Origin of the sequence: Acinetobacter pecorum, from assembly GCF_014837015.1 — a bacterium.
Lineage (GTDB): Bacteria > Pseudomonadota > Gammaproteobacteria > Pseudomonadales > Moraxellaceae > Acinetobacter > Acinetobacter pecorum.
The window spans coordinates 102,307-127,035 of record NZ_JACSPT010000003.1 but is presented as its reverse complement, the minus strand read 5'-3'; the positions used below and the strand labels follow the sequence as shown (position 1 = coordinate 127,035).

General features: G+C 43.8%; 17 protein-coding genes. 10 read left to right on the top strand and 7 right to left on the bottom strand.

The genetic code is table 11. From position 1 onward, the window contains the following. Nucleotides 1–123 precede the first annotated feature (123 nt). Genes H9629_RS03680 through H9629_RS03665 form a run of 4 tightly spaced genes read left to right on the top strand, consistent with a single transcriptional unit; the run spans nt 124 to nt 6,596 of the window. Nucleotides 124–2,226: an ATP synthase subunit B family protein gene (locus H9629_RS03680; RefSeq protein WP_191730555.1), complete on the top strand. Its 2,103-nt coding sequence runs from the start codon at nt 124–126 to the stop codon at nt 2,224–2,226. A gap of 11 nt (nt 2,227–2,237) precedes the next feature. Then, nucleotides 2,238–2,960, top strand: a complete 723-nt coding sequence (locus H9629_RS03675; protein WP_144724008.1) for a hypothetical protein — start codon at nt 2,238–2,240, stop codon at nt 2,958–2,960. Nucleotides 2,961–2,993: 33 nt separating this feature from the next. Further along, on the top strand, nt 2,994–5,279 hold the full coding sequence (locus H9629_RS03670; RefSeq protein ID WP_191730554.1) for a hypothetical protein: 2,286 nt from the start codon (nt 2,994–2,996) through the stop codon (nt 5,277–5,279). A 21-nt stretch (nt 5,280–5,300) separates the two neighbouring features. Further along, on the top strand, nt 5,301–6,596 hold the full coding sequence (locus tag H9629_RS03665) for a hypothetical protein (protein ID WP_144724007.1): 1,296 nt from the start codon (nt 5,301–5,303) through the stop codon (nt 6,594–6,596). Between the two features lie 58 nt (nt 6,597–6,654). On the opposite strand, the gene H9629_RS03660 is transcribed toward H9629_RS03665, so the two are convergent. The 4 genes from H9629_RS03660 to H9629_RS03645 form a co-directional block, all read right to left on the bottom strand. Further along, entirely contained in the window at nt 6,655–8,373 is a 1,719-nt protein-coding gene (locus H9629_RS03660) for a proline--tRNA ligase (RefSeq protein ID WP_064102473.1), read from the bottom strand. A gap of 96 nt (nt 8,374–8,469) precedes the next feature. Beyond that, a complete protein-coding gene (locus H9629_RS03655; protein WP_144724005.1) occupies nt 8,470–11,577 on the bottom strand; it encodes an efflux RND transporter permease subunit in 3,108 nt (1,035 codons plus the stop codon). A gap of 24 nt (nt 11,578–11,601) precedes the next feature. Beyond that, nucleotides 11,602–12,729 carry an efflux RND transporter periplasmic adaptor subunit gene (locus H9629_RS03650; protein ID WP_064102471.1) on the bottom strand — a complete coding sequence of 376 codons (1,128 nt, stop codon included), beginning with the start codon at nt 12,727–12,729 and terminating at the stop codon, nt 11,602–11,604. 51 nt (nt 12,730–12,780) lie between these two features. Next, nucleotides 12,781–13,428 carry a hypothetical protein gene (locus H9629_RS03645; protein WP_064096415.1) on the bottom strand — a complete coding sequence of 216 codons (648 nt, stop codon included), beginning with the start codon at nt 13,426–13,428 and terminating at the stop codon, nt 12,781–12,783. 286 nt (nt 13,429–13,714) lie between these two features. Here H9629_RS03645 and pilG point away from each other — a divergent pair, with 286 nt between their 5' ends. From pilG to H9629_RS03615, 6 genes are all read left to right on the top strand, one after another. After that, on the top strand, nt 13,715–14,098 hold the full coding sequence (pilG, locus tag H9629_RS03640; protein ID WP_064096414.1) for a twitching motility response regulator PilG: 384 nt from the start codon (nt 13,715–13,717) through the stop codon (nt 14,096–14,098). 27 nt (nt 14,099–14,125) lie between these two features. Then, nucleotides 14,126–14,494, top strand: coding sequence for a response regulator (locus H9629_RS03635; RefSeq protein WP_064096413.1), 369 nt, complete (start codon nt 14,126–14,128; stop codon nt 14,492–14,494). Between the two features lie 5 nt (nt 14,495–14,499). Beyond that, nucleotides 14,500–15,036: a chemotaxis protein CheW gene (locus H9629_RS03630; protein WP_064096412.1), complete on the top strand. Its 537-nt coding sequence runs from the start codon at nt 14,500–14,502 to the stop codon at nt 15,034–15,036. Between the two features lie 46 nt (nt 15,037–15,082). Next, nucleotides 15,083–17,155 (top strand): methyl-accepting chemotaxis protein, encoded by a 2,073-nt coding sequence (locus H9629_RS03625; protein WP_064096411.1) that lies wholly within the window; start codon nt 15,083–15,085, stop codon nt 17,153–17,155. A 167-nt stretch (nt 17,156–17,322) separates the two neighbouring features. Then, complete coding sequence (locus H9629_RS03620; protein WP_191730553.1) at nt 17,323–21,780, top strand: hybrid sensor histidine kinase/response regulator; 4,458 nt, start codon at nt 17,323–17,325, stop codon at nt 21,778–21,780. Nucleotides 21,781–21,783: 3 nt separating this feature from the next. Next, nucleotides 21,784–22,242, top strand: a complete 459-nt coding sequence (locus H9629_RS03615; RefSeq protein WP_064096409.1) for a hypothetical protein — start codon at nt 21,784–21,786, stop codon at nt 22,240–22,242. A 63-nt stretch (nt 22,243–22,305) separates the two neighbouring features. On the opposite strand, the gene dapE is transcribed toward H9629_RS03615, so the two are convergent. From dapE to H9629_RS03600, 3 genes are all read right to left on the bottom strand, one after another. Further along, entirely contained in the window at nt 22,306–23,442 is a 1,137-nt protein-coding gene (gene dapE, locus H9629_RS03610; RefSeq protein ID WP_064102467.1) for a succinyl-diaminopimelate desuccinylase, read from the bottom strand. 122 nt (nt 23,443–23,564) lie between these two features. After that, nucleotides 23,565–23,714 (bottom strand): entericidin A/B family lipoprotein, encoded by a 150-nt coding sequence (locus H9629_RS03605; RefSeq protein WP_064096407.1) that lies wholly within the window; start codon nt 23,712–23,714, stop codon nt 23,565–23,567. A 115-nt stretch (nt 23,715–23,829) separates the two neighbouring features. Continuing rightward, on the bottom strand, nt 23,830–24,705 hold the full coding sequence (locus H9629_RS03600; protein WP_191730552.1) for a DUF1853 family protein: 876 nt from the start codon (nt 24,703–24,705) through the stop codon (nt 23,830–23,832). Between the last annotated feature and the right edge of the window lie 24 nt (nt 24,706–24,729).

The window sequence follows — 24,729 nt, the reverse complement described above, 5'->3', positions numbered from 1 at the left end:
CTAATTGGCTTTGGCATCTGTATTAAAAATCAGCATAATGGATTCCGCATAACCATAAAAAAGACGCGGCTGGGAAGCTGAAGTATAAAGGTGCGGAGCATCGGATAAAAAGGAAAGAGCGAGATGACTCAGATAAAAGACATATTAAGATTTCGCAAAAGTTATTTGGCGATGGCCATTGGCTTAAGCCTGTTGCCTTCTGCAAATGCGATGCAGGAATTATCAGATTCTTCTCTTTCTGACACCACAGGTGAAGGTGTTGCGCTCGTACTTGATGATTTTAAAATGGTGTTTCAAGGTCCTAAAGATATCTCGGCTGGCTCTAGTTATGCTCCAGGTATTGCAAATCCTGGACAGGCAGATACTGGTTTTATCCGGATCATTCCAACGGGTGAAAACTATGAGCAGCTAGGGGAGCGTGCCTATGATAAAATTTATAAAACATCTTATGATAATAATGTTCTTCAAGGCAAAATAGATAAAGGATATAACACTTTATATACTTCTACCTACAATTCAACTTACGATACGAATTACACAAGCCTATACAGTACCTATACCCAGTCTATTCCGGATAAATTGACTGCTGAAAGAACCAAATTAGAGTCTGAAATTCCGCAACAATACTTTGAGTCGAATACGATCATTAGAAATTATTATACTCAAAGGCTCTCGGATTACATGGACGGTACTTGGGGGTATAGGGATGGCTGGCTTTGGCTGGATGGCGAAAGTTTAGCCCAAGATGGTACAACTCGTCATTCAATGCGTTCAGTTACAGCAAATACTTTGCCTGGTTCTGAAGCAAAGGCTATTGAGTACGCAACTCAAAATACTATGGAAATGATTCAGTTGCTGTTTGGTAATCGCGCAAGTGAAGTCAATAACAATTTAACAGGTTCTGCTTTTTATCGAAGTTTAGGTAATTTTACTCGTACCAATGCAGTTGCATCAGAAATTACAGCACTTGTTAATCAATTAGAAAAATATTCTAAAGAAGCAGCCGACATTCGTGCAAAATTTGAAGCGGGTCAAATTGCAGAAGCAGAAGCAAAAAAGCAGACAGAAGCTCTTTATGCAAGCATTCTGAGTGATGCGAAAACTGCTGCTTTGTTAGAGGCAAAAAACACGTCAGTTAGTTCTTTAAGAACTAAAGCCGATGTATTTATTTATGGTCTAGCATTGTCAAAAAGCGATGGCTCTCTAAGCACGCGATACAGTAACCAAGGCTTTAGTTGGGGATCAGCCGAGAATCCCTGGTTGTTTCGTGCTGGAACTGAAAATGTCAAACAGTTTAAGGATGCCGCTAAAGATGTAGGCTATATTGCCTTGGAAGCCCCATTAAGCCCCATCGCAGGCGTCGAAAGTGATAATAATATCAAGCTGGGCTTCTGGAGTGATATTTTTGCTCGCGCGCTTGACTCCTCTAATCTGGTAGATCCTATAACAGGTGGGCCAACATCAGGGCTTGATACGGATTACCGATTAAGAACCCAATTTGTTGCCAATGGTTTGAGTTTCAATGGCTCGCAAGTTCGTTTATTTCAAACCCTGGAATCTGATAATAAGGATTACAGCCAAACCTTAGGTATGACAAGTATAATCCGGCTAAATACTAATGACCGGCCAGAAACGCTCAGCAGTAGTGACGCTAATCTTAACAGTAAAGGTATTCGTCTCAGTACTGCAGCAAAAACCAATGCACTTGATGGTGATGGACCGACTCCGGCTTTGAACGGCAGTGTTGCTCCGATATTTCATGATTCTGAAGGTTTATATCTCTATAGTCCTAATATTAACTTGGTGCTCGGTAATATGTACCAGCCTTTTGTAGTCGGTTCAGAAGGTAATAATATTATTTTAGAAGTGACACGTATTCCTAAAATTCCTGCTATCTATAATCAAATCTATCAGAATTATGGAGGCGGACTGGGAACCACAGATCTAAAGGGTTCAACCTGTAATGTCTATAGTTGTGGTACACCAATTAAAAATAATGCTGCAGATACTAGCGCACTTTATCAGGGGCGCAATGCGACTCACAGTAGCATCTCGATAGGGACTACAGAGCGTGTCCCGGGGACCAATATGCTGCGAGCCAAGGATGGTGTGAATTCAACAGGAATCGTATTTAAAAATACTGATGGTGTAAGTAAGAATTTTGGATCTGCTGTCATTGATGGTGTCCTGATTCAGCATCTGAAAATTAAAACAACTGGTCTATAAAGGAGTATAAAATGTCCAAATTAACCATATTCTGTACATTATTGTGTACTTCTATGATCAGTTTTGCCGGATTGGAAACCCTTGATCAGCAAGAGTTAACCGATACAGTGGGGCAGGGTGGAGCTGACCTTAGCTGGACTTTATCCTTGAACCATATCTATGCAACAGATTTAAGTAAGGCTCAAATTTCCCGGCTTAACGGAAGTGGTAATCCGCTCGAAGTATTTTATGTTCTAGATCCCACCGCTTGTGGAGCAACAAAACAATTTTGCCGTCTGGCAATAGCGCCGAATAACCATGTTGATGCCAATGGAAATAAGAAGTGGTTAGTCTTTAAAGGCATTCAAGGCACAATTCAGATTGATAAGTTTTCAATTGATGGTACAACCATTATTAATCACCGTAATGAACCACAGACGGCGATGCAAATTACCTTTTACGATGACAAGCCTTTAAAAATCAGGAACTTGGGTTTTAATACGGTTTCGATTGAAACGGGCACAGGTGCTGGCGCCTTAGAAGGTTATGCCAATACAGGTGTTTATAGTACCTATACTGGCCGTATTTATAATGCTGATGGAACTTATACAACCGCGCCCCAAGATGTTCCTTCATTTGATAAAGGTGCTGAAAAAGGATTTATGGGGTTGAACGTGCATGGAAATCTGCATATGTCAGGCAATTTGAAAATATTTGGTTATAACTGTACAGGTGGAGCACAAAGTCGTTGTTAGTAACAACGCTAAGTACAGCATAAGGATATAGAAATGAAAAAAACAACAATAAAGTTGAAGTTGCTGACGGTATGCATGTGTCTTATACAACAAAGTTATGCACTTGAAATTATCGAAGAGCAGGAGTTGAGTGAGGTGACTGGACAAGACGGTATGGTCATTACCCATGAAATTTCTAAAGCCACTATTGCCCAAGTGAATTGGTACGATCCAAACTTAAACCCCAGTACTAAAATGGGTTTAGGTTTACATAATTTTGAAATTACTGGAAAAAATAATAAACCAATTATTAGTCAACTTGAAATAGATGTAGGTGCCACACAACAGGGAGCTGGTCTCCGGCTTGCGGCAAGTATTTCCCCATTTCAAGCCACTGCAGATTTAAAGTTGGTAAAGGTTGCCTGTACCACTAATCCATGTAGCCAATCTGCGAATAGTATTCGGACTGCTGGGGAACAATCTAATCAAAGCTTAGGTGTATTGGGAATGAGTACTTCTACACCGCTGAGTGTTCTATTACAAACCAGTGCCGGTTTATTTAATAAAGACTCAATTGCCAGTATCGATTTTCAACTTAAAAATGCCACGATTAGTCATAAATTGGGTGAAAATAGCTTAATTCTAAATGACTTTAATTTTAATTTCGCGGGTCAGGGATATTTGTATATTGACCCGGCTGAAGGTGTGGTGCTCACTACGAGAAATGGTAATCAAGATCATTATGTGGATCTTAAGCGTGCTGAAGATACAACTGATCTCGTAGCTGGTCGGGTTAATCCGACCAATCCTGGGGTCAATATAGACTTGCGTTATAACACGCCAAATAACGAACGTAAAAATATTATGCGTTTAGGTGCTTCGGGTGCCGTGACCAATGCAAGGTTATCCATGAGTGCTGATCAAACCCAGATCGGTACTTTTGATGTGAGTAATAAAGTAAATGGGGTACTGGAGCGTCAGGACAAAACTGCCACAGGATACAGTAGCCTGGTTGGGGAAGGCGGGTTGAACCTGGGATTATCTGCGGATTTTACTGGTGCTAATAGTACCGGACGTCCAGCCACTATGGCCCCAACAACATTTGAGATTGGGCATACTGGTAAGGGAAGTCATGCTGTGCAATTTTCTAATATTAGACCATTGACTACACGTAATGCTGACGGAACCTTACATGGTAAAAATGCTTATATCGACTTTGGCAATATATATATAAATACCATTACTGCAAAAAATCTCGATTTTATAATCAATGAGAATATGCAAAAGACGCTAGGCAGTAGTAGTAATGTGCTTAAACAAATACTCAGTACTACCGCGAATGGAGAAGATTTTGCCTTTATCGCCGTGCGTGGAATGGATTTTCAATCCATTGCTGCGAAAGCACGCTTTATATCAGATAACTCTTTGGCGGAAATTGGTGGGGACGGAGGTTCTTGGGGAATCGGTATTCCTATCTATAATTTGAATGCCAATGTTGCCTTGTCGGGAACGACTTATGGAGCAGACAATAAGCAGGCAATTGCTTATAACATGATGGTATCTACAGAAGGTTACGGAATTGATAAAAAAACCGGTTTGCCAAGCACAACCTCAATTATATTGATTGATGGCAAGAATGGCGATCATGGTGAGGCAGTTAACTATTATGCGGGTTTTAGGAATATCGATGCCCTGATCAAGTCGGAAGGTATTATTGGCTATGAAGATGAAGGTATTTATATTCGTGCCGATAAACTGCTGATAGGGGCTAAAGCTGAGCTTGCGATTGGTCAATTACCAGGCTCTAAATACAATTGTACCAATGCATCGGTCGCTAAGTGCGGGGGCTATGTGCCTTACGATAATTTTTCTAAACGTGATGATGTTTTGACCAATATTGCTTTTAAACTCGATGGAAATGGCGAGCTCCTCATCATTCCAGGAGTGGATCCAACCAGCGATTCACCAGATACTAATTTTTTATCTTTTGATGCAAACTTTAAATTCAGACCCCTTACTGCAGAAGAAAATGCAGACAAAAATAATCTGGGGAGCTATTTTAGTATTGCCAATGAAGATATGGATTCAACCGGTGCATTAAAAACTTCTTCAATTAACTTTAACCGGATGGAAGGTCATTTGGGTGTTAAAGGGAAAGTCCGTGTCAGTGCCGATACAGTAACTTTAGATAATCAGGTCAAACTGAATTATACAAATAATATTGCGACACCATTTAAAACCAATTTTGCGATGGCCACCAATGGCAATATGCAAAACATAGCAAATATTGCGCTGACTGGTGGGACGATTCGTAGCACGATGGGTATTACGCCACGCTAATAAGAATATAAGGACATTAAAATGAAAAAAATACTTTTAAATAGTCTGGTTGTAGCAATGTGTGCGATTACACAACAAAGTTTTGCAATGACCAGCTTAAATGATGAAGAATTATCTACGGTAGAGGGTCAGGCACTTCTTTCGATGGAAGTACAAAAAGGTTTTAAACAAATAGATAATCTTGGTAATAACTATGATCAGTCCAATATTTCTTTCTATAAATTAGGTTTAGAAGCCGAGATGGAGATCAATACCAATATTAAAAAGCTACAACTGGGTTGCGGTGGCGTGAATGGGGCGGCAGGCTGTGATATTGATATTGATAATATCGCATTAAGTGGTCTGCCCGCGAATTCGAACTATACTGCCGATGATCGCGCAAGTAGTTCAGCATTGATCACCAATCCATTTCTTCAATTTGCGATTAAAAATCCAAATCAGGCATCTACTCGTGAAGTCCTAGGCTTTCGTCTAAGCGCCGAAAAAATTCAGGGTCTTTTGACTTTGGGTGCTGAAAATAGCAATACACCTAATGGGATTAACAGTTTTAGTGGTTATATGAAGACTAAAGCAGCATCAGGTGTAGCAAACACAGCTTCTCGGGTTATGGACTATGCATCTACGGGCCAATATATTGAAGGTACTGTGAGGGGTAAATTAGGGAATTTAACCTTGCCTCTTGATTTGCATTATAAATCAAATGATTATTCCTTCACTTTGCAGGAATCAACAGCCCCATTTGCTATTCCTTCTACTATTGTTTCAGGAACACGTATGAAGGAAATTGTCTTGAAAGGAACAGGCACAGTGGAGCGTATAGATTTCAGTGGTCCATTAAAAGCGCAGTTGTTAAATGGTGCTCTGACCCTCGATAAGCAAATTACGGGCTATTTAACAGGTCTCAAGACTGATATTACAGTAAATCAAAATCTTGGCTTAATCCATGCTCTATATTTAAATAACCCGGCATCCTTATCATTACAATCACAAAAAATTCTTTGGCCAGGCGCGGCAGTCGCTGCGAATCAAGGATGGTGGCTGGCAATGGAGGATGAGGTAGATTTAGGCAGTATCTCTCCATCAGATAAAGTACAAATTACAAATGAGGTTTTACAACAAACGATTGCAGGAATTAACCATGACTTGACTAATAATGTCCGAATTTGTGGAGGCATTATCAGTGGTTGTATTGTTGGCGGTTCACTGGATGTAAGTGAAATTAAAAACCCGACTTTAATTGATTTCCCTCTAAACAATTTAAAATTACAAGGTCAAGATTTTAAGCCGAACTGCTTTGGTGGTCATAAATTCTGTTGAGGCCGAGATAACCATAAAAAATCCCGCATGAAGCGGGATTTTTTATGGTAAGAAGGAATTACTTTGCGATTTTCGCTAATAACTCTTCTTTAGAAATATTTACAGATTCAGCATCACGACGGCCTTTATACTCAAACGTACCCGCATCCAGACCTTTTTCACCAATTACAATACGGTGTGGAATACCGGTAATTTCAAGATCGGAGAACTTCACGCCTGGGCGCTCATCCCGGTCATCAAGAATGACGTCATAACCCGCTGCGGTCAATTCTGCATACAGTGCTTCAGCTGCTTCCATGGTACGTGGTGACTTATGCGCATTCATTGGCACAATCGCAACTTCAAAAGGCGCAATCGCTTCAGGCCAGATAATACCTTTCTCATCGAAGTTTTGCTCGATTGCTGAAGCCACCACACGTGTCACACCAATCCCGTAACAGCCCATGGTTACAGTAAATGGTTTGCCATCTTTACCAAGAACTTTACAGCCCAAAGCCTCAGAGTATTTCTGACCTAACTGGAAGATGTGACCCACTTCAATACCACGTTTGATCTGAAGTGTACCTTTGCCATCTGGAGAAGGGTCGCCTTCAACCACGTTACGCAGATCAAAAACTTCAGTGAACTGTGCATCACGTTCCCAGTTTACGCCAGTTGCGTGTTGATCTGCTTCGTTTGCACCGGCAACAAAATCAGACAATACAGATGCTGCACGATCCACAATGACAGTTAAACCTTTTTCTACCAAACCTTGAGGACCAACGAAACCAGCAGTTAAACCTAAAGCCTGAATTTGTTCTTCGGTTGCAAAAGTCAGTGGCACTGCAATTAAAGGATGTTTTTCAGCTTTAATTTCATTCAGTTCATGATCGCCACGAAGGAATAGCGCCACTACGGGTGCATCCTGACCTTCTTCAGCCGCAACACCTTGTACAAGCAACGCTTTTACTGAATGGGCAGGATCTGTACCTAAGAAGGCAGATACATCAGCAATGGTTTTCTGATTTGGCGTATCTACCAGTTTAAGTTCTTGTGTTGGTGCTGCACGTTCACCGACAAGCACCGCTTCAGCCATTTCAATGTTGGCGGCATAGTCAGATTCAGTCGAAAACGCGATATCATCTTCACCACTTGAAGCCAGGACGTGGAATTCATGTGAACCTGAACCGCCAATCGAGCCAGTGTCCGCTTGTACTGGGCGGAAATCTAAACCTAAGCGGGTAAAGATTTTGCAGTAGGCTTCGTACATTTTGTCGTAAGTTTCTTGCAAAGATTCCTGATCGGCATGGAAAGAATAGGCATCTTTCATGATGAATTCACGTGAACGCATTACACCAAAACGCGGACGGATTTCATCGCGGAACTTGGTTTGTACCTGGTAGAAATTGGCAGGCAATTGCTTGTAACTTTTCAACTCGTTACGTGCAAGATCAGTAATGACCTCTTCATGTGTTGGGCCAAGCACGAAATCATTGTTATGACGGTCTTTGAAACGTAGCAGTTCAGGACCATACTGTATATAACGTCCAGACTCTTCCCAAAGTGATGCCGGTTGAGTTACAGGCATCAATACTTCAAGAGAACCGGCATTGTTCATTTCTTCGCGAACGATCGCTGCAACTTTATTTAATACGCGAACGCCCATCGGCAACCAGGTGTATAAACCTGAAGCCAACTTACGAATCATACCGGCACGAAGCATGAGCTGATGCGAAATAACTTCAGCGTCGTTCGGGGTTTCTCTCAAAGTTGCAAATAAAAAGCGACTCGCGCGCATGGAAACTGTCCTAAAAAATTAAGCGTTAAAGCAGGGATTATACAATAAAAAATGAGGTGAGCATTTGGGAATGTCACCTCATTGTGTTGCATTAAATTATGCCATGATTTTACATGCCTGACGCAGCATAAAATTCTTAAAGTCATCCAGATAGGTAAAGATCACCGGGACCACCACCAAAGTCAGCAGGGTAGAGGTAATCACGCCACCAATCACGGCGTGTGCCATGGGTGCACTTTGCTCCCCCCCTTCGCCTAGTCCCAAGGCCAGCGGAACCATCCCCATCACCATGGCACTGGTGGTCATCAGAATAGGACGCAGACGGGTTTTACCTGCTTCAATAATCGCATCATAACGGTCTTCACCGCGGTCCATGGCTTTCTTGATAAAGTCGATTAGCAGAATGGCATTCTTGGTCACCAGTCCCATCAGCATGATGATCCCGATAATTGAAAACAGGTTCATGGTCGAATTAAACAGGAACAAGGCCAGAAATACCCCAATGAGCGACAATGGCAATGAAGCCATAATTGCCGCGGGGTGAATAAAGCTGTTGAACTGCGAACCGAGTACAATATAGATAAATACAATTGATAGGGTAATCGCGGTCAAGGCGTAACCTGCAGATTCTGCCATATCGGCATTAGAACCCTGAGTGTCAAAACTATAGCCCGGTGGCATATCGAAATTTTCTTGCAGGCGGCTGATATCCGTTCCGATGTCGCCTGCAGGGCGTCCAGACGTATTCGCTTCTACGAGTACTTCACGAGCCAGATCACGTCGGTTAATCTGCGAAGCGCCGAGCTTTTCTTCAAATTTGGCCACGCTTGAAAGAGGAACCAGAATTGGTTGATTGCTGGCAGTGGTTTTATTCGAGGTGATATACATATTCTGTAAATCGCTTGGCAAGCTACGCTGGTTTTCGGTCAGGCGCAGATTTACATCATAGGTTTCACCTTTTTCATCCTGCCAGGTGGTGACATCATCACCGGCAATCAGTGGACGGACCACATTGGCAATCTGATTCACCGATAAGCCTAGATCACTGGCCAGGACACGATTGATCTGGACACCAAGCGTCGGCTTGGGCTCTTTCAATGAAGTTTCCAGATCAACAATGCCATCAATTTTAGCCATCTCCGTCATAAAACGATCGGAAATTTTTTGCAGTTCATCCAGATCAGGTCCTTTGATTGAAATCATGATCGGTTTCTGACCACCTGATACGGTTTCATCAGCGGATGCCACCGAGGTAATGCTGATTCCGGCAACCGATTGCAGACGCTGGCGGAATTCATTATTCAGCTCATTCAGGGTTTTTTCACGCTCGGTACGCGGTGTCACGGTCACCCGTAAACTGACATGGTTTTTACCGCGGTCGGTTGCACCATTAATCACCCCATAGGTGGCTTTGACCTCCGGATGTTGACGAATAATCTGATCCACCTGCTGCAGTTTGGCTTGTGAATATTCAAGTGATGAATCGACCGGTGTTTCAAACTTGATCCTGATTTCGCCTTTATCCGGGACCGGTACAAATTCGGTACCAATCAGCTTGGATAACCCCAAGGCACCAAATAATGAAGCAACGGCAATCAGCAGGGTGATAAATCTAAACCGCAGTGCCAGTTTTAGCAGTTTTTCATAGACATGGCTTAAATTATCCAGTTTGCCGGAAATCCAGTTAAAAAAACGTTGTATCCGGCCTGGTTTTCTGTTCGGATCATTTTTCTTTTCTGCCCAGTGTGCAGAGAGCATCGGGTCCAAGGTAAAGCTGACAAACATTGAGATCAGCACGGCTATACTTACCGTGACCCCGAACTGGTAGAAAAAGCGGCCAATAATACCGCCCATGAAGGCCACAGGCAGGAATACGGCAACAATGGTCAGCGTGGTGGCCAGTACAGCGAGTCCAATTTCTTTGGTGCCATCGAGTGCAGCAGTCACATGATCTTTGCCCATATCGGCATGCCGGACAATATTTTCACGCACCACAATCGCATCGTCGATCAACAGACCAATACTCAAGGACAGTGCCAGCAAAGTCATCATATTGATGCTAAAGCCAAAGGCCCAGATAAAGGTCAGCGTGCCCAAGAGTGCAATGGGCAGAGTCAAACCGGTAATTACGGTTGAACGGAAAGAACCCAGGAACAGCAGGACAATCAGCACAGCCAGCACTGCACCCTCCACAATAGTGCGGGCTACATCGCCAATGGTACCACGGATACTTTTGGAGGCGTCCACCACCACCTGTAAGGTGGTGCCTTGCGGAAGCTGTGCTTCAATATTTTCTAAAGCTGCGTAGGTCTTGTCTACTACTTCAATAACGTTTGCATCTGAACTGCGCAAAATATCAATTGCAACTGCAGCTTTACCATTCAAAAAGGCAGCGGATTCCAGCTCTGCCTGACTGTCTTGAATATTGGCCACTTGTCTGAGAAAAATCGGTACGCCGTTTTTATTGGCAATGACCAGATCACCGAAGGCGAGGGGATGCAGCACTTTGGAATTGATTTCAATGACCAGTTCCGAATTCCCAGACTTGAGAGTGCCTCCCGGGACTTCAATATTTTCTGCCTTTAAGGTATTAATGACACTATCTACACCGATACCAAAAGCTTGCAGTTTTTGCGGCTCTACCTGGATCCGGATCTGGCGTTGTGCATCACCTAACAGATTGACCGTACCGACCCCTGGGATTGTACGCAGTTGTGGCACAATCCGCTGGTCCAGATATGAACTCAGTGTTTTTACGTCCATATTGTCAGATTCAAATACAATCGACATCACTGCATTTGCTGTCGGATCATAACGTTCGACAATCGGTTCCTGAATTTCATCCCGGAATTCAGCAGTCACAGAGGCGATTTTATCCCGCACGTCCTGAGCTGCTGTGGTAGAGGTCACATCCAGATTAAATTCGGTGGTGATGATGGACAGGCCTTCACTAGACTGGGAAATCACCTGTTTCAAACCGGAAATGGTATTGATCTGATCTTCGAGTTTCTTGGTGATTTCCGATTCAACCGTTTCCGGAGAAGCGCCTGGATAATTGGTATAGATCACCACAAAAGGGAAATCGACATCAGGGAATTCTTCAACGCCCATCCGCTGCCATGAAGCCAGCCCCAGCACCATTAGGCAGAACATCATCATGATGGTGAAAACCGGATACTTCACACTAATTCGGGTAAACCACATATCAATGATCCTGTATGAATGGCTTTAGTTGGCGCGAAGGGTGACAGTTTTTTGCAGATCGGCTTCGCTAAACTTAACCCGGCTGACCTGATCACCATTTTCCAGTCCTTGAACCACGGCAATGTTATCGCTATAACGCTGTTCTAGTACCTGAACATTGACCTTGATAATTTTATTCTGGCGAATCACCCAGACATAGGGTTTGTTCTGGATATCCTGAATGGTATCCAATGGAATCAGCTGTCCGGAAATCTGTTGTGAACTCAGAATGTTGCCTTCAACGAAGGAGCCGATACTTAGCGAGGGAATGGTTTCATTTGGCGTGGCAAAGAATTCGATCTGGCGACTGGCCTGATCTGCAATAGGGGAAATCCGGCTAATTACGGCAGTGAGCCGGTTTGGATTACCTTGAATAGTGTATTCGATTTTACTGCCCAGCCTTAAACCTGATTGCAGATCACTGGGTACGCGTGCCTGAATTTCCAGCCGTTTCGGATCGACGATTTCAAACAGGGTTTGTCCAATTGCAACGGTCTGGCCAGGCTCAACCTGGCGCTGGGTAATTACACCACTGATCGGGCTGGTCATGATGCCATCACGATCTGCTTTCTGGGCAATATCAACATTGGCTTGCTGGGCACGGACATTTTCCAGCTGTGCCTGATAGTCCACCTGACTTTGTTCATATTCTACTTTTGAAATAAAACCCTGATCTAGCAGGCGCTTTTTACGCTGCATCATATTGCGGGCCTGATTGGCTTGCGCTTGAGTGGAGGCCAGGTTGGCACGTGCTTGTGCCAGACGGGCTGCATTGTCCTGGTTATTCAGGCGTACCAGTACCTGTCCCTTGTTAACTGATTGACCTACCTGCGCGTTTACGCTGGTAGCAGTGGCAGAGACCTGTGCCTGTATGCTGCTTTGATTGACTGCACGGATGGTGCCGGTAAATGCGGTTTTTTGAACTGAATTGCCAGATTGAACCGCAACTAAATCCTGTGAAATGACTTCAATAGATTTTGGGGTTTCGGCTTGCACTGCAGGTTCATTTTTGTCGCAAGCCACTAAAAACATATTTAAGCAAAGTGCACTCACGATTAGCACAGAGCGCGGCGAAAGCATATTTAAATCATGAGAGTGCGGTGCAGGTTGCATATGAGTCCTTTTAGTTGGCTATGAATCAAAGCCTTGGCCAACTATTTGCATTTATTCAAGTGCTTTTAAACGGGCGATAATTTTGTCGTATTCTGCTTCCAGATTTCGATAGCGACTTTGTAAAGATTGAATATTCTCTTTTTGGGAAATGAGATTTTTCTGATTATTTTCCAGCATGGTTTTGAGGTGCGCCGGTGGAGTTTGACCTTTACGTAAATATTCCCGTTCCTGGCGAACGAACATGATCCGATCTTTTTGCAATTGCTTAATTTGCTCTTGCTGAAAATCAATCTGCTTTTTTAACTGGGTCAGGCTGTCATTCTTTTTTTGCAAGGCAGTCTGACTATTGTTATAGGCTCGCTTAAGTTTATGGTCTTCCGCAATCCGCTGCGCCTGTTGAGCACGTTGCGGGGCTTGTCTGATATCGGCTTCAGCGTTATAAGGACGGGCACGTTTAATGACCTGCATATTCTGGTCAAGTGCCTCATAACCATAACGGATATGATTGGGCGTAACATTGGTGCTGATATTGGCCACACCTTTACTGTCGTAATAACGGTACCAGGTGGCTTTTTGTGGGAGCTGGTTACTGCTCGCACAAGTTAAGCTGAGCTGCAAGAGCAACAATACAGCAACAATGAATTGACCAGTCATTTTATTTTTATCAATGACAGCAAGTTTTATTGAAAACTGACTCATCATTGGCTCCCCGAATTTAAAGTTGGCTAAATTACTTATTTTAAAGTAATAATATTGTTATATTAGACTTAAATTTATCAATAAAAAACTACCGTTAGTCAAAAAAAAACCAATAACCATAATAAAATGTGAAGCTGTTGTTAAAAATAAATGATTTTGTCTACTTGTGTAGAAAATGTTCATTGATAATACAAGTGACTTTATGTTAAAAATGTTTATCGATCGTAATAAAATAATCCTATGAGCCTTATGGCATATAGTTTCTAAAATGGGAAGGGTTAAACAAATGGACGATAAATTCCAAAATCTAAAAATTATGGTTATTGATGACTCAAAGACCATTCGTCGTACTGCAGAAACTCTTCTTCAGCGTGAAGGTTATGAAGTCATTACTGCGGTAGATGGTTTTGAGGCTTTATCAAAAATTGCCGAAGCAAATCCGGATATCGTTTTTGTAGATATTATGATGCCGCGCCTAGATGGTTATCAGACCTGCGCCTTAATCAAAAACTCTCAGAATTACCAGAATATTCCTGTGATTATGCTATCAAGTAAAGATGGCTTATTTGATCAGGCCAAAGGTCGTGTCGTGGGTTCCGATGAATACCTGACCAAACCTTTTAGTAAAGATGAATTGCTAACTGCAATCCGTAACCATATTAGTGCTTAATATATTTGATTTTTTTGGGGAATTGGCATGGCACGTATCCTAATTGTGGATGACTCACCGACAGAAACTTTTCGCTTTAGAGAGATTCTTTCTAAACATGGCTTTGATGTGATTGAAGCAGCTAATGGGGCAGATGGGGTCACCATGGCACAGGCAGAACTGCCGGATCTGGTTCTGATGGATGTAGTGATGCCGGGCGTGAATGGATTTCAGGCGACCCGCCAGATTGCACGTGGGGCAACAACCAAACACATTCCAATCGTGATTGTGAGTACCAAGGATCAGGCTACTGACCGCGTATGGGGCAAGCGTCAAGGCGCAGCGGACTATCTAACAAAACCAGTCGATGAAAAACAATTAATAGATGTAATTAAGCAGCACCTCAATGCAGGATAAGCTCTATGGCAGCAAATGGATTTATCGAATTGCTTCGCATTGCGAAACGTGGAAATAAAAACTACGTTTCCAATGGCAATGAAGTTAACCGATGGTCGGGCATTGCTTTTGAGATGATGGGGCAATATTTTGTTGCTCCGCTGGGGGAAGTATCAGAAGTGATTTATCCCCCAAAATATACGCCGGTACCCAAGACACAAGCCTGGGTATTGGGTTTGGCGAATATCCGGGGAAGACTGTTGTCTGTTTCTGATCTGACGCAATATGTATCAGGGCAAAGCAGCAAATTTTCACCGACTCAAAAAGTATTATGCATCAACCATAATGACCAGTATGTGGGTTTGGTCGTAGATCAAGTTTTGGGTATACAACATTTCAATAAGAAAAGTTTCTTTTCGAAGAAATCTGAATTGGATAAAAACTTACAAGAATATTGTCAGGGGTTTTTCCATCAGCACAACCAGCAGTGGCATGTGTTTTTATTCAGTCGTCTGTTGCAAAATCCAAAATTTATGAACGCATCTATAAAATTTATAAATTAAATGTCGCGCTCGAAAGTAAGCAAGGCGTCAACCGGGGAGAGGCTGCATGGGCTTTAAACTTAAAAAGAAAAATACAGGTGAGAGCACTGGCCGCAAGGGCGGTAATGCTTTTTTAGCTAAGATTCAAACGCAAATAGATCAGTTATCACGTGTCTTCGGTGATAGTGAGAAATCAAAACCGCTGATCTATGGAGCAGCAGGCTGTCTTTTAGCCGCACTGATCACTTTATTGTATCTTTTTTATAGTGTACCACGTACCAACGAACTCACTCAGAGTCTGGGTGACCTGCGTCTCCTCTCGCAAACCATTTCGCGCCAGGCGACTGAGGCGACCGCTTCAGGTACGCCAGAAGCTATGAAAAACCTGACTGACTCGCAAAAAGCCTTTGCTGAAAATCTTGAGACAGTTAAAAGTATTCACTCCAATAATGATGCGTTGCAGGCGGTTGATAAACAGTGGACAGAAGTTTCCAGCAGTATTGATCTGATTACCTCGCAACAAAAGATTATTAACCAGTTATACGACACCAACATCGCGATTGGTGAGGCAATTCCGGGGATTCAAGCTGAATATAACTTGATGGTTGACCAGATGGCACGTCAAGACATGCCGTCGAACCAGGTTGTTATTGCCAAAAACCAGGTATTTATTGCGGAACGTATCTTGCGTTCGATCAGTCTGGTACTGACGGGTACTGATGGTTCACGTGAATCTGCAGATGACTTCAGTGCCGATACCGAAACTTTCGGCTCATATTTAAACGCTCAGTTAAATGGTTCTGCTGAACTGGGTGTACAGCGTATTGATGATCCAACCCTGCGTGAATCTCTGGAAGGAATCAAGGCTGAATATGATGACGTACTCGAATCTGCATCAGCAATTATTCTTAAAAACTCTGCACAGATCGTCAAAGTTCGTCAGGCCGCTGCATCAATTTTTTCCCAGTCTGATGTGCTTTTAGACAACCTGAATAAATTATCAGGTAACTCAGGTCTTAAAACGGTAGTTCCAGCTGTCCTGCTGATTGCATTATTAGTCGGTTTCTTGCTGTGTGTATTCAAGTTACTTTCTCTGCGTGGCTTGTCAGATAAGCAGCGTGTAGGCCGTTTACAAGAAGAATATGACCGTAACCAGAATGCGATTTTACGTTTACTCGATGAGATCGCCGACCTTGCAGATGGTGATTTGCGTTCATATGCAACGGTATCTGAAGATTTTACCGGTGCGATTGCCGACTCGATTAACTTTGCGATCGACCAGTTACGTGACCTGGTATCGCGTATTACTGAAACTTCACAAGAAGTTGCGCAATATACCGCGACCACACAAAGCATTACCAACCAGTTAGCTGAAGCATCTGAACATCAGGCACAAGAAATTGCTGGTGCTTCTGCAGCGATTAACGAAATGGCGATGTCGATTGACCAGGTATCTGCCAATGCCGATGAATCAGCAGTGGTAGCAGAGCGTTCGGTACAAATTGCTGCAAATGGTGCTGATGTTGTACATCGCTCGATTGAGGGTATGGACACGATTCGTGAACAGATTCAGGAAACTTCGAAACGTATTAAACGTCTGGGTGAATCTTCTCAGGAAATTGGTAACATCGTAGCCCTGATTAACGATATTGCCGACCAGACCAACATCCTGGCATTAAACGCAGCGATTCAGGCCTCGATGGCGGGTGAAGCAGGTCGTGGTTTCGCGGTCGTTGCCGATGAAGTACAGCGTCTTGCGGAACGTTCTGCCTCTGCAACCAAACAGATTGAAGGTCTGGTAAAAACCATTCAGACGGATACAAACGAAGCCGTAATCTCGATGGAACAAACCACGGCTGAGGTTGTGCGTGGTGCGAACCTGTCTAAAGATGCCGGTGTGGCACTGGATGAGATTCAAACGGTATCGAATAACCTGGCAAAACTGATTGCGAACATTTCTGATGCTGCAAAACTGCAGTCGGCTTCTGCGGGTCATATTGCGACCACGATGAATGTTGTACAAGAAATTACCTCGCAAACCACCAGTGCGACCTTCGATACAGCGCGTTCGGTATCCGAACTGGCAAACATGGCCGATGCATTACGTGAATCTGTAGCTGACTTTAAACTGCCAGAATAAAGTCAGAAATGATGGGGAAATGTGTCTTGACTGCGGTTGAGACACATTCAAGAAATACAGATAAAGCCTCGACAAGATGTACTTAACTTCATACGTTAGGTATCGCGTGACGGTCACAATTAAGTTTGAGCGCCCTTCTTGGCGGCATAACGTAAGAAGCATGAGCTATGAAAGAAATATTAAAAAATTTAGTTGAAACGACAACGCTTCCTGAAGATAGTTATCTTGACCAAGATGCAGAAATTCTTGAAATTTTTGTTGAAGAAATTGAAGAAATCTTCGTTGAGTTAAATGCTTTATTTCCAGAATGGTTAAGTCATCCAGATCATCAAGAAAATCTGAAGACTATTCGTCGCCATTTTCATACCTTGAAAGGTTCGGGCCGTATGGTCGGTGCCAAATCGGCAGGAGAAATGGCCTGGGCGGTGGAAGATACCCTGAATCGGGTTTTGTCAGGTTCAATTTCACTGACACCGACCGTGCAGAAATTTGCTCAAGCAGTATTGAATGTCTATCAATATGCTTTATATCCGAAATTCAAACAAGTCCAGCCGCTTGATCTCGATCTGCGTCCAATGGTGCTGTTGGGGCAACAATTACAACAACAAATTTCACCTGAACCTGCGTTGCAGGAATTATTGATATTGGCAGATCATTTAACTGCAGAAGGTCAAATAACAGGTCTTGAATTTGCCGATAATGCAGACAATGGGTTAGGTGAAGCTGAGCCAGCTCTAGCTCAAGTAGAAATCCCTGTTCGCAGTGATATTGAAGAGACAGTGGCAATCTTTATTGAAGAAGCAGAAGAGCATCTGGATACGATTGCGACTTTCCTTCGTACTGAAGATGAAAAATCACAAGATTATAATGCCCTGATCCGTGCGATTCATACCCTGCGCGGCAGTTCATCCATGGCGCAGATTGAGCAGATTTTTGAAGCCAGCTCCAAGGTGGAACATCTGTTCAAAACTTTGCTACAGGATGAAATTGCTTCTACTTCAAAAGAAACTGCTTTACTGATTCAGTATGCGGAGTTCGTGAGTGACTATCTGCACCTGCTACGTCAGGGCAATATCGCAAAACTGGATACGGTTTATGCGACCTTTGAACGTGTCTGGCATGATTATGGCTTTGCCGTTACTGAAAATAGCATTCAGACCCAGGGTCTGGTGTCCAAACTGGTTGAACTGGATATTGATCTGTTGCTGGATGCCGAGTTTGAATTTGATAAACGCGCCCAGGTTGATTATCCGGAATATATTCAGGCACTCAGTCAGCAGGCTGCAGAATTGCTGGCCCATACAGAGAGCCGGGCAGCCCAGGGTATTCATGAATTTACCAGTGATCTGAAATCGGCTTATGATGCATTGCTTGAAAAGCCAGTGTTATTGAAGAGCAATTATGCCTATGAGCTGTTTGCACAGGCGCATCAAGAGTTTATTCATTTGTTTGATACCCTGGCCGCAGGGCAGCGTGTCATTCTGAATGAAGAAATTCAAAAAATACTCAGTGAATTGTCTGCATTTGTGCAGCAGGATCTTGAAATACCTGCTGAAGATCATGCAATTCAGCATGTTCAGGTAACGACAGAAGTTACCCAGGCAGCCGAACCTGTGGCAACAGCCAGTGTCGATTTTGCAGGCTTGAGCCAGCGTATTGCTTTGGATCGTCAGCAGCAGCAAAGTGCTGAGACCAACCGTGATTTTGATGAAGAATTATTAAGTATCTTCCTGGAAGAAGCGGATGAATTGCTTGCAGGCATTGATGAAGACCTGAATACCTGGAGCAAAAAGCAGGATGATACAGCTTCGCTGAACAACCTGATGCGTCATTTGCATACCTTAAAAGGTGGTGCAAACATGATCTCAGCTTCACATATCGGCTTGATTGCGCATGAACTGGAAAGCATTTATGAACGTGTAATCCGCCAGCAAATTGCCGTGACCCCTGCTTTAATCCAGGTTATCCGTCTGGTACAGGACAACGTTTCGGATCGGATTCAATCCATTCGTGATGAAGGCATTGACTATCCTGCAACGGAAGCGATTTCAATTCTGCAGAATATTCAGTCGCTAGTTTCCGGACAGGCTGGGACTGCTGTTGAAAGCGCAGTTGCTGCAATTGAAGTGGAAGAGATTGAAGCTACAGCAATTTCTGAACCGCAACTGGCAGAATCAGCAACGACGGAGCAACCAGTTGCTGATCTGGCTGAAACTGAAGAATTACCGGCAATTTCGCAACCTTCTGCTGATGCAATTAATGATAGTTCAGTGGAACGTTCTGAAGAAGATGAACTGAAATCCATTGTAGAAGAATCTTTCCTCGAAGAAGCCGAAGAAATTCTGGTAAATGCCGAGAAGCTGCTCAATCAATGGTTTGACCAGCGTAGTGACCGTAGTTTATTGCTGCAATTACAGCGTGCTGCCCACAGTATCAAGGGTGGCGCACGTATGGTAGATGTTGAAGAAGTGGCCAGCGTTGCCTATGAGCTGGAAACGTCTTTCGAGCAGTTTGCCGTCTATCAGTTTAACTCGAATGCCTATGATGGTCTGTTGCAGAAAACCCTGACCTGGTTAAGACAGGCGATTTTCCAGCGCGACTATAGCGGTTTTGAGCAGCTGCACAGCAGTCTGAAAAAGATCGCCTTTGTGGATGTCACGGCACAATTGCCTGAGCGTCTGGCGAAAACAGACAATCTGGTGGTCAGCGACTTTGGCTTTGTTGAAGGCGATGGTACTGAACCACCACACATGATGGGTGAATGGGCGGATAGTGGAGCCAGCGATACCAATAACGAGATGATCCGTATCTCTGCCGATCTGGTCGAGAAGATGATTGACCTGTCTGGTGAGAACTCGATTAACCGTTCACGTATCGAGATGGATCTGGGCCAGCTTGGCAATACACTGAACGAAATGGAACTGGCGATCAAGCGTCTTGCCGATCAGTTGCGTCGAATGGAAGGAGAGCTGGAATCACAGATTATTGCCAAACATGGTTCAGAGAATTCGCGCTATGCTGACTTTGACCCGCTGGAAATGGACCAGTATTCGTCGCTCAACCAGCTGTCTAAATCACTGGCAGAATCTGCATCGGATTTGGTCGACTTCAAGAGTACCTTAGCCGACAAAATTCGCGAAACTGAAGGGCTGTTATTACAACAATCCCGTATTCAGGCCGAAATTCAGGAAAGCCTGATGCGTACCCGTCTGGTTCCGTTTGACCGGATGCTGCCGCGTTTACAGCGTATCGTGCGTCAAACCTCGACCACCTTGAACCGTCCTGCAGAACTGATCGTGCAAAATACCGAAGGTGAACTGGACCGGAATATTCTGGAGCGTCTGGTCACCCCATTCGAGCATATGCTGCGTAATGCAATTGATCACGGTCTGGAAGATACTGCAGATCGTATCGCACTGAACAAGCCGGAAGTCGGTTCGATTGTCTTGAATATCAGCCGTCAGGGAACCGATGTGATCGTGTCCTTTAGTGATGATGGTAAGGGGATTGATGCAGAGAAAATTCGTGAGAAGGCCTTAAGTCAAGGCCTGATCAAAGAAGACCAGACACTGGATTCGGAAGAGCTGTTACAGTTTATTTTCCATCCGGGATTCAGTACCGCGAAAGCAGTGACCCAGATTTCCGGTCGTGGAGTCGGTCTGGACGTAGTACAAAGTGAAATCAAATTGTTGGGTGGTCATGTGTCGGTCAGTTCACAACTGGGCCAAGGCACTATCTTTACCATTCGTGTACCGACTACCGTAGCAGTCAGCGATGCCTTGATGGTGAAAGTAGGCGATCAGCAATACGCGATTTCTCTGGCTCAGATTGACCGAATTGTGCGTATTGCGCCGATCACATTGGAAACGTACTTCAACAGTAACGACGACTATTTCAAGATCGATGGCGAAAAATATAAGCTGCGTTATTTATCTGAATTTGTGGGTAACCAGCCGATTCCCCGTCTGAATAATGTTGGACATTCATTGCCGGTGCTGTTGATCAAAGGCAATAGTGGTCAAACCATTGCCTTGCTGGTCGATCAGCTGGTCGGTTCACGAGCGCAAATTGTAGTGAAACCGATTGGACATCAGTTTGCCACTATCGGTGTAGTGGCGGGTGCTACGATTCTGGGTGATGGTCAGGTTTGTCTGATTCTTGATGGACAGAATATTGCCCGTCAGATTCAGGCGACACAGCGTGTCAAACAGCTGCATGATCAGCGTGATGGATCACGTTATTCCAATGCACGCCGTCTGGTAATGATTGTCGATGACTCGGTGACTGTACGTAAGGTAACGTCGCGTCTGCTTGAACGTCAAGGCTATGATATTGTCACTGCCAAAGATGGTGTGGATGCGATCGAGCAGCTTGAAAACGTCAGACCGGATCTAATGTTGCTGGATATCGAAATGCCGCGCATGGACGGTTTTGAAGTGACCAATCTGGTCCGTCACCATGATATTCACCGTGACTTGCCGATTATCATGATTACCTCACGTACCGGTGAGAAACATCGTGAACGTGCATTTAGCCTGGGCGTAACGCACTATATGGGTAAACCGTTCCAGGAAGCGGAACTGCTGGCCAATATTCAACAACTGATTGCTGAAAAACAGGGGTAATACATGAGTCAGACCAATTCAAGCGGCAAACTGGCTGATCAGATTAGCCAGCAGGAACTTCAGCATCTGATTACGGTATCGACCGGATTTATTGATGCCTATATTATTGACTGTCATGGTAAAGAACCGATGCTGTTGCCACAAAACATTGTCCTGTCAGCCCTGGATAGCAATACCCAGGTCAAGACCGTGGAATGGCATGAGGCACAGTTGCCGGTCTATGCAGTGAATGATCCGTTACGTCAAAATGGGGTGGCATTGGTGATTGAGGGCGATGAAATCAATCAGCGCTTTGCCCTGATGTGCAATGAAATGCCGAACACCATCCGGATTCGTATTTCCGAAGTAGTCGATGTCGATCAGCAGGTAAATGATCCTGCCATCTTTCAATATGTGCGCATGGATGAGCGGCTGTTCCATATTCCAAATATGACCCATATTCAGGCTGCAATTGGACTGTAACCAAAAGCAACAACTAAAAAAGGAACTCTATAGAGTTCCTTTTTTATTACGTTATCTATTTATTTAATTCGCAAGTAAGTTGACCAGGATCTGCTCATAAATTTCAGCCAGTGGCTCTAGGTCGGCAATATTGACATGCTCATTGATCTGGTGGATCGTAGCATTTAACACGCCAAGCTCCAGTACTTGTGCACCGGTAGGCGCAATAAAGCGGCCATCAGAAGTACCACCTGAAGTGGATAGTTCGGTTTCAGTGCCTGTTACATTCAGAATAGCATTTTTAGCTGCATTCACCAGTTCGCCGACAGGAGTCAGGAAAGGCAAGCCCGATAAAGTCCAGGAAACATCATAGTCCACACCATGACGATCCAGAATTTCCAAGGTACGTGATTTGAGTTCTTCGGCAGTCACTTCGGTTGAATAGCGCCAGTTGCACAATAGGTTCATGGTACCGGGAACAACATTGGTTGCGCCTGTACCTGCATTGATATTGGAAATCTGGAAAGAGGTTGCCGGGAAATATTCATTGCCATGATCCCAGACTGTGTCACATAACTCGGCAATCGCTTTAGAGGCAGTATGAATCGGATTTACCGCCAGATGGGGATAGGCCACATGACCCTGTTTGCCTTTGACTGTGAGATTGGCATTTAACGAACCACGACGGCCATTTTTGACAATATCACCCAACGTATTGGTACTAGACGGCTCACCAACCAGACACCAGGTGATTTTTTCATTACGCGCTTCGAGTGTTTCAATCACTTTCACCGTACCATTAATCGACGGACCTTCTTCATCTGAAGTGATCAGGTAGGCAATCGAGCCTTTATGGTCTGGATGTTTTTCTACAAAACGTTCTGTTGCAACCACCATAGCTGCCAAAGCGGTCTTCATGTCGGCACTGCCACGACCATAAAGCTTGCCATCACGGATCTCAGGTAAAAATGGATCTGAGTTCCAGGCATCAAGATTCCCTGTTGGAACGACATCGGTATGGCCAGCAAAACAGAATACCGGGCCTTCTGTACCTTTGCGTGCCCAGATGTTATCTACATCTTCAAAACGCATGGATTCAATATTGAAACCAACCTTCTCTAGACGTTCAGCCATAATATTTTGGCAGTCATGATCGATAGGGGTAACGGAAGGCTGGCGTAATAGTTGCAGACTTAAATCGAGGGTAGCGGAAGAGCTCATGCAGTTTTCAACAGTCGATAATTTTCTCGGCCCTATGATAGGCGAATATGAGCTTGAATGTGAATGAATGAGATAAAAAAAACCCTATCTAAGATAGGGTTCTGTGAACGATCAGGAAAAAACTAGTTTTGACGAATTTCATCAGAAGTTTTTTCAGCAGTGTTGGTTACTGCATTCCCCGCTTTAGACACATCTTTGCCCATGCCTTTTACGGTGTTACAGCCAGTCAATACAAAAGCCATCATTAATGAAGCAGCAAGAATTTTTTTCATCATCATCTCCGTATAATCAATAATAAAATTATTATGATGTGGGACTTAGAGTAAAAAATATACGCTCTAAAAAATATGTGGTTTTCATAGTGCTTCGGTTAATAAATGTAATGCTTTATAGGGGCTTATGCGATGAGTTCAGAATCAGCACCGGTTGTCGGTACATATAAAAATCGTTGCTGTCGGCTTTTTTATAAAGTCCATTCGTCCACCAGCGCGCAGTCAAACTACTTGGCTGGGCTTGCGGATAAATCCATTCATGTCGTTGCAGACGGTAGAAACCGTGCCGGGCTGCAGGAATATACTGTCCCCATAAACCCAGACGACGTTCGGTATTGATCCACGCAGGAATCGGCTGGCCAGCACGATGTGTAGGCAGATATAACTGTCCTTTCAGGACGCAATATCGTCTTTGAATGGAATACTGCAAAGCCTCATCAAACTGGAATTGTTTTTGTGTGAAATGTTTCATTTTTCTGATCAGAGTATCGGTACGGTTCAGGCCATACCAATGTGGCAGGCTAAAATCTGCTTCGGCCAGATAATATTTTAATGCCACTTCCCAATGTTCAATCTGTCCTGTATCAGTATTTAATAACAGAAAATCCAGCTCCCCCAGGGTTTTTGCGCCTTCAATCTTTTGCAGACTATGAGCAAGCAGCTGATACGGATGATAGGCATCATCCAGTAACCAGAACCAGATCAGCATTTCAAAGCGCAGCCCTAAACGTGTACTTTTCAGTTGCTGCACAAATTCGATTAATTCTTCTGGATGCTGATCAAGAAATTCTAAACGTGGATGGTAACGGCTGAGATAGTGCTGCCAGGTCTGGCTGTCATGCAGTTCAAAGTGATGCATAAGCTCAAGTTTATCCGGAATACCGGACAAGATATTCGGACTGCCGACAGCGAATGCCAACTGACGCACCAGAGGATGTTGATAACGTTGCCATACTTCTACAAGATTTTGGTTTAAACTGGAAAAGGGCATAGTACAACCTGTGAAAAGTGCAGA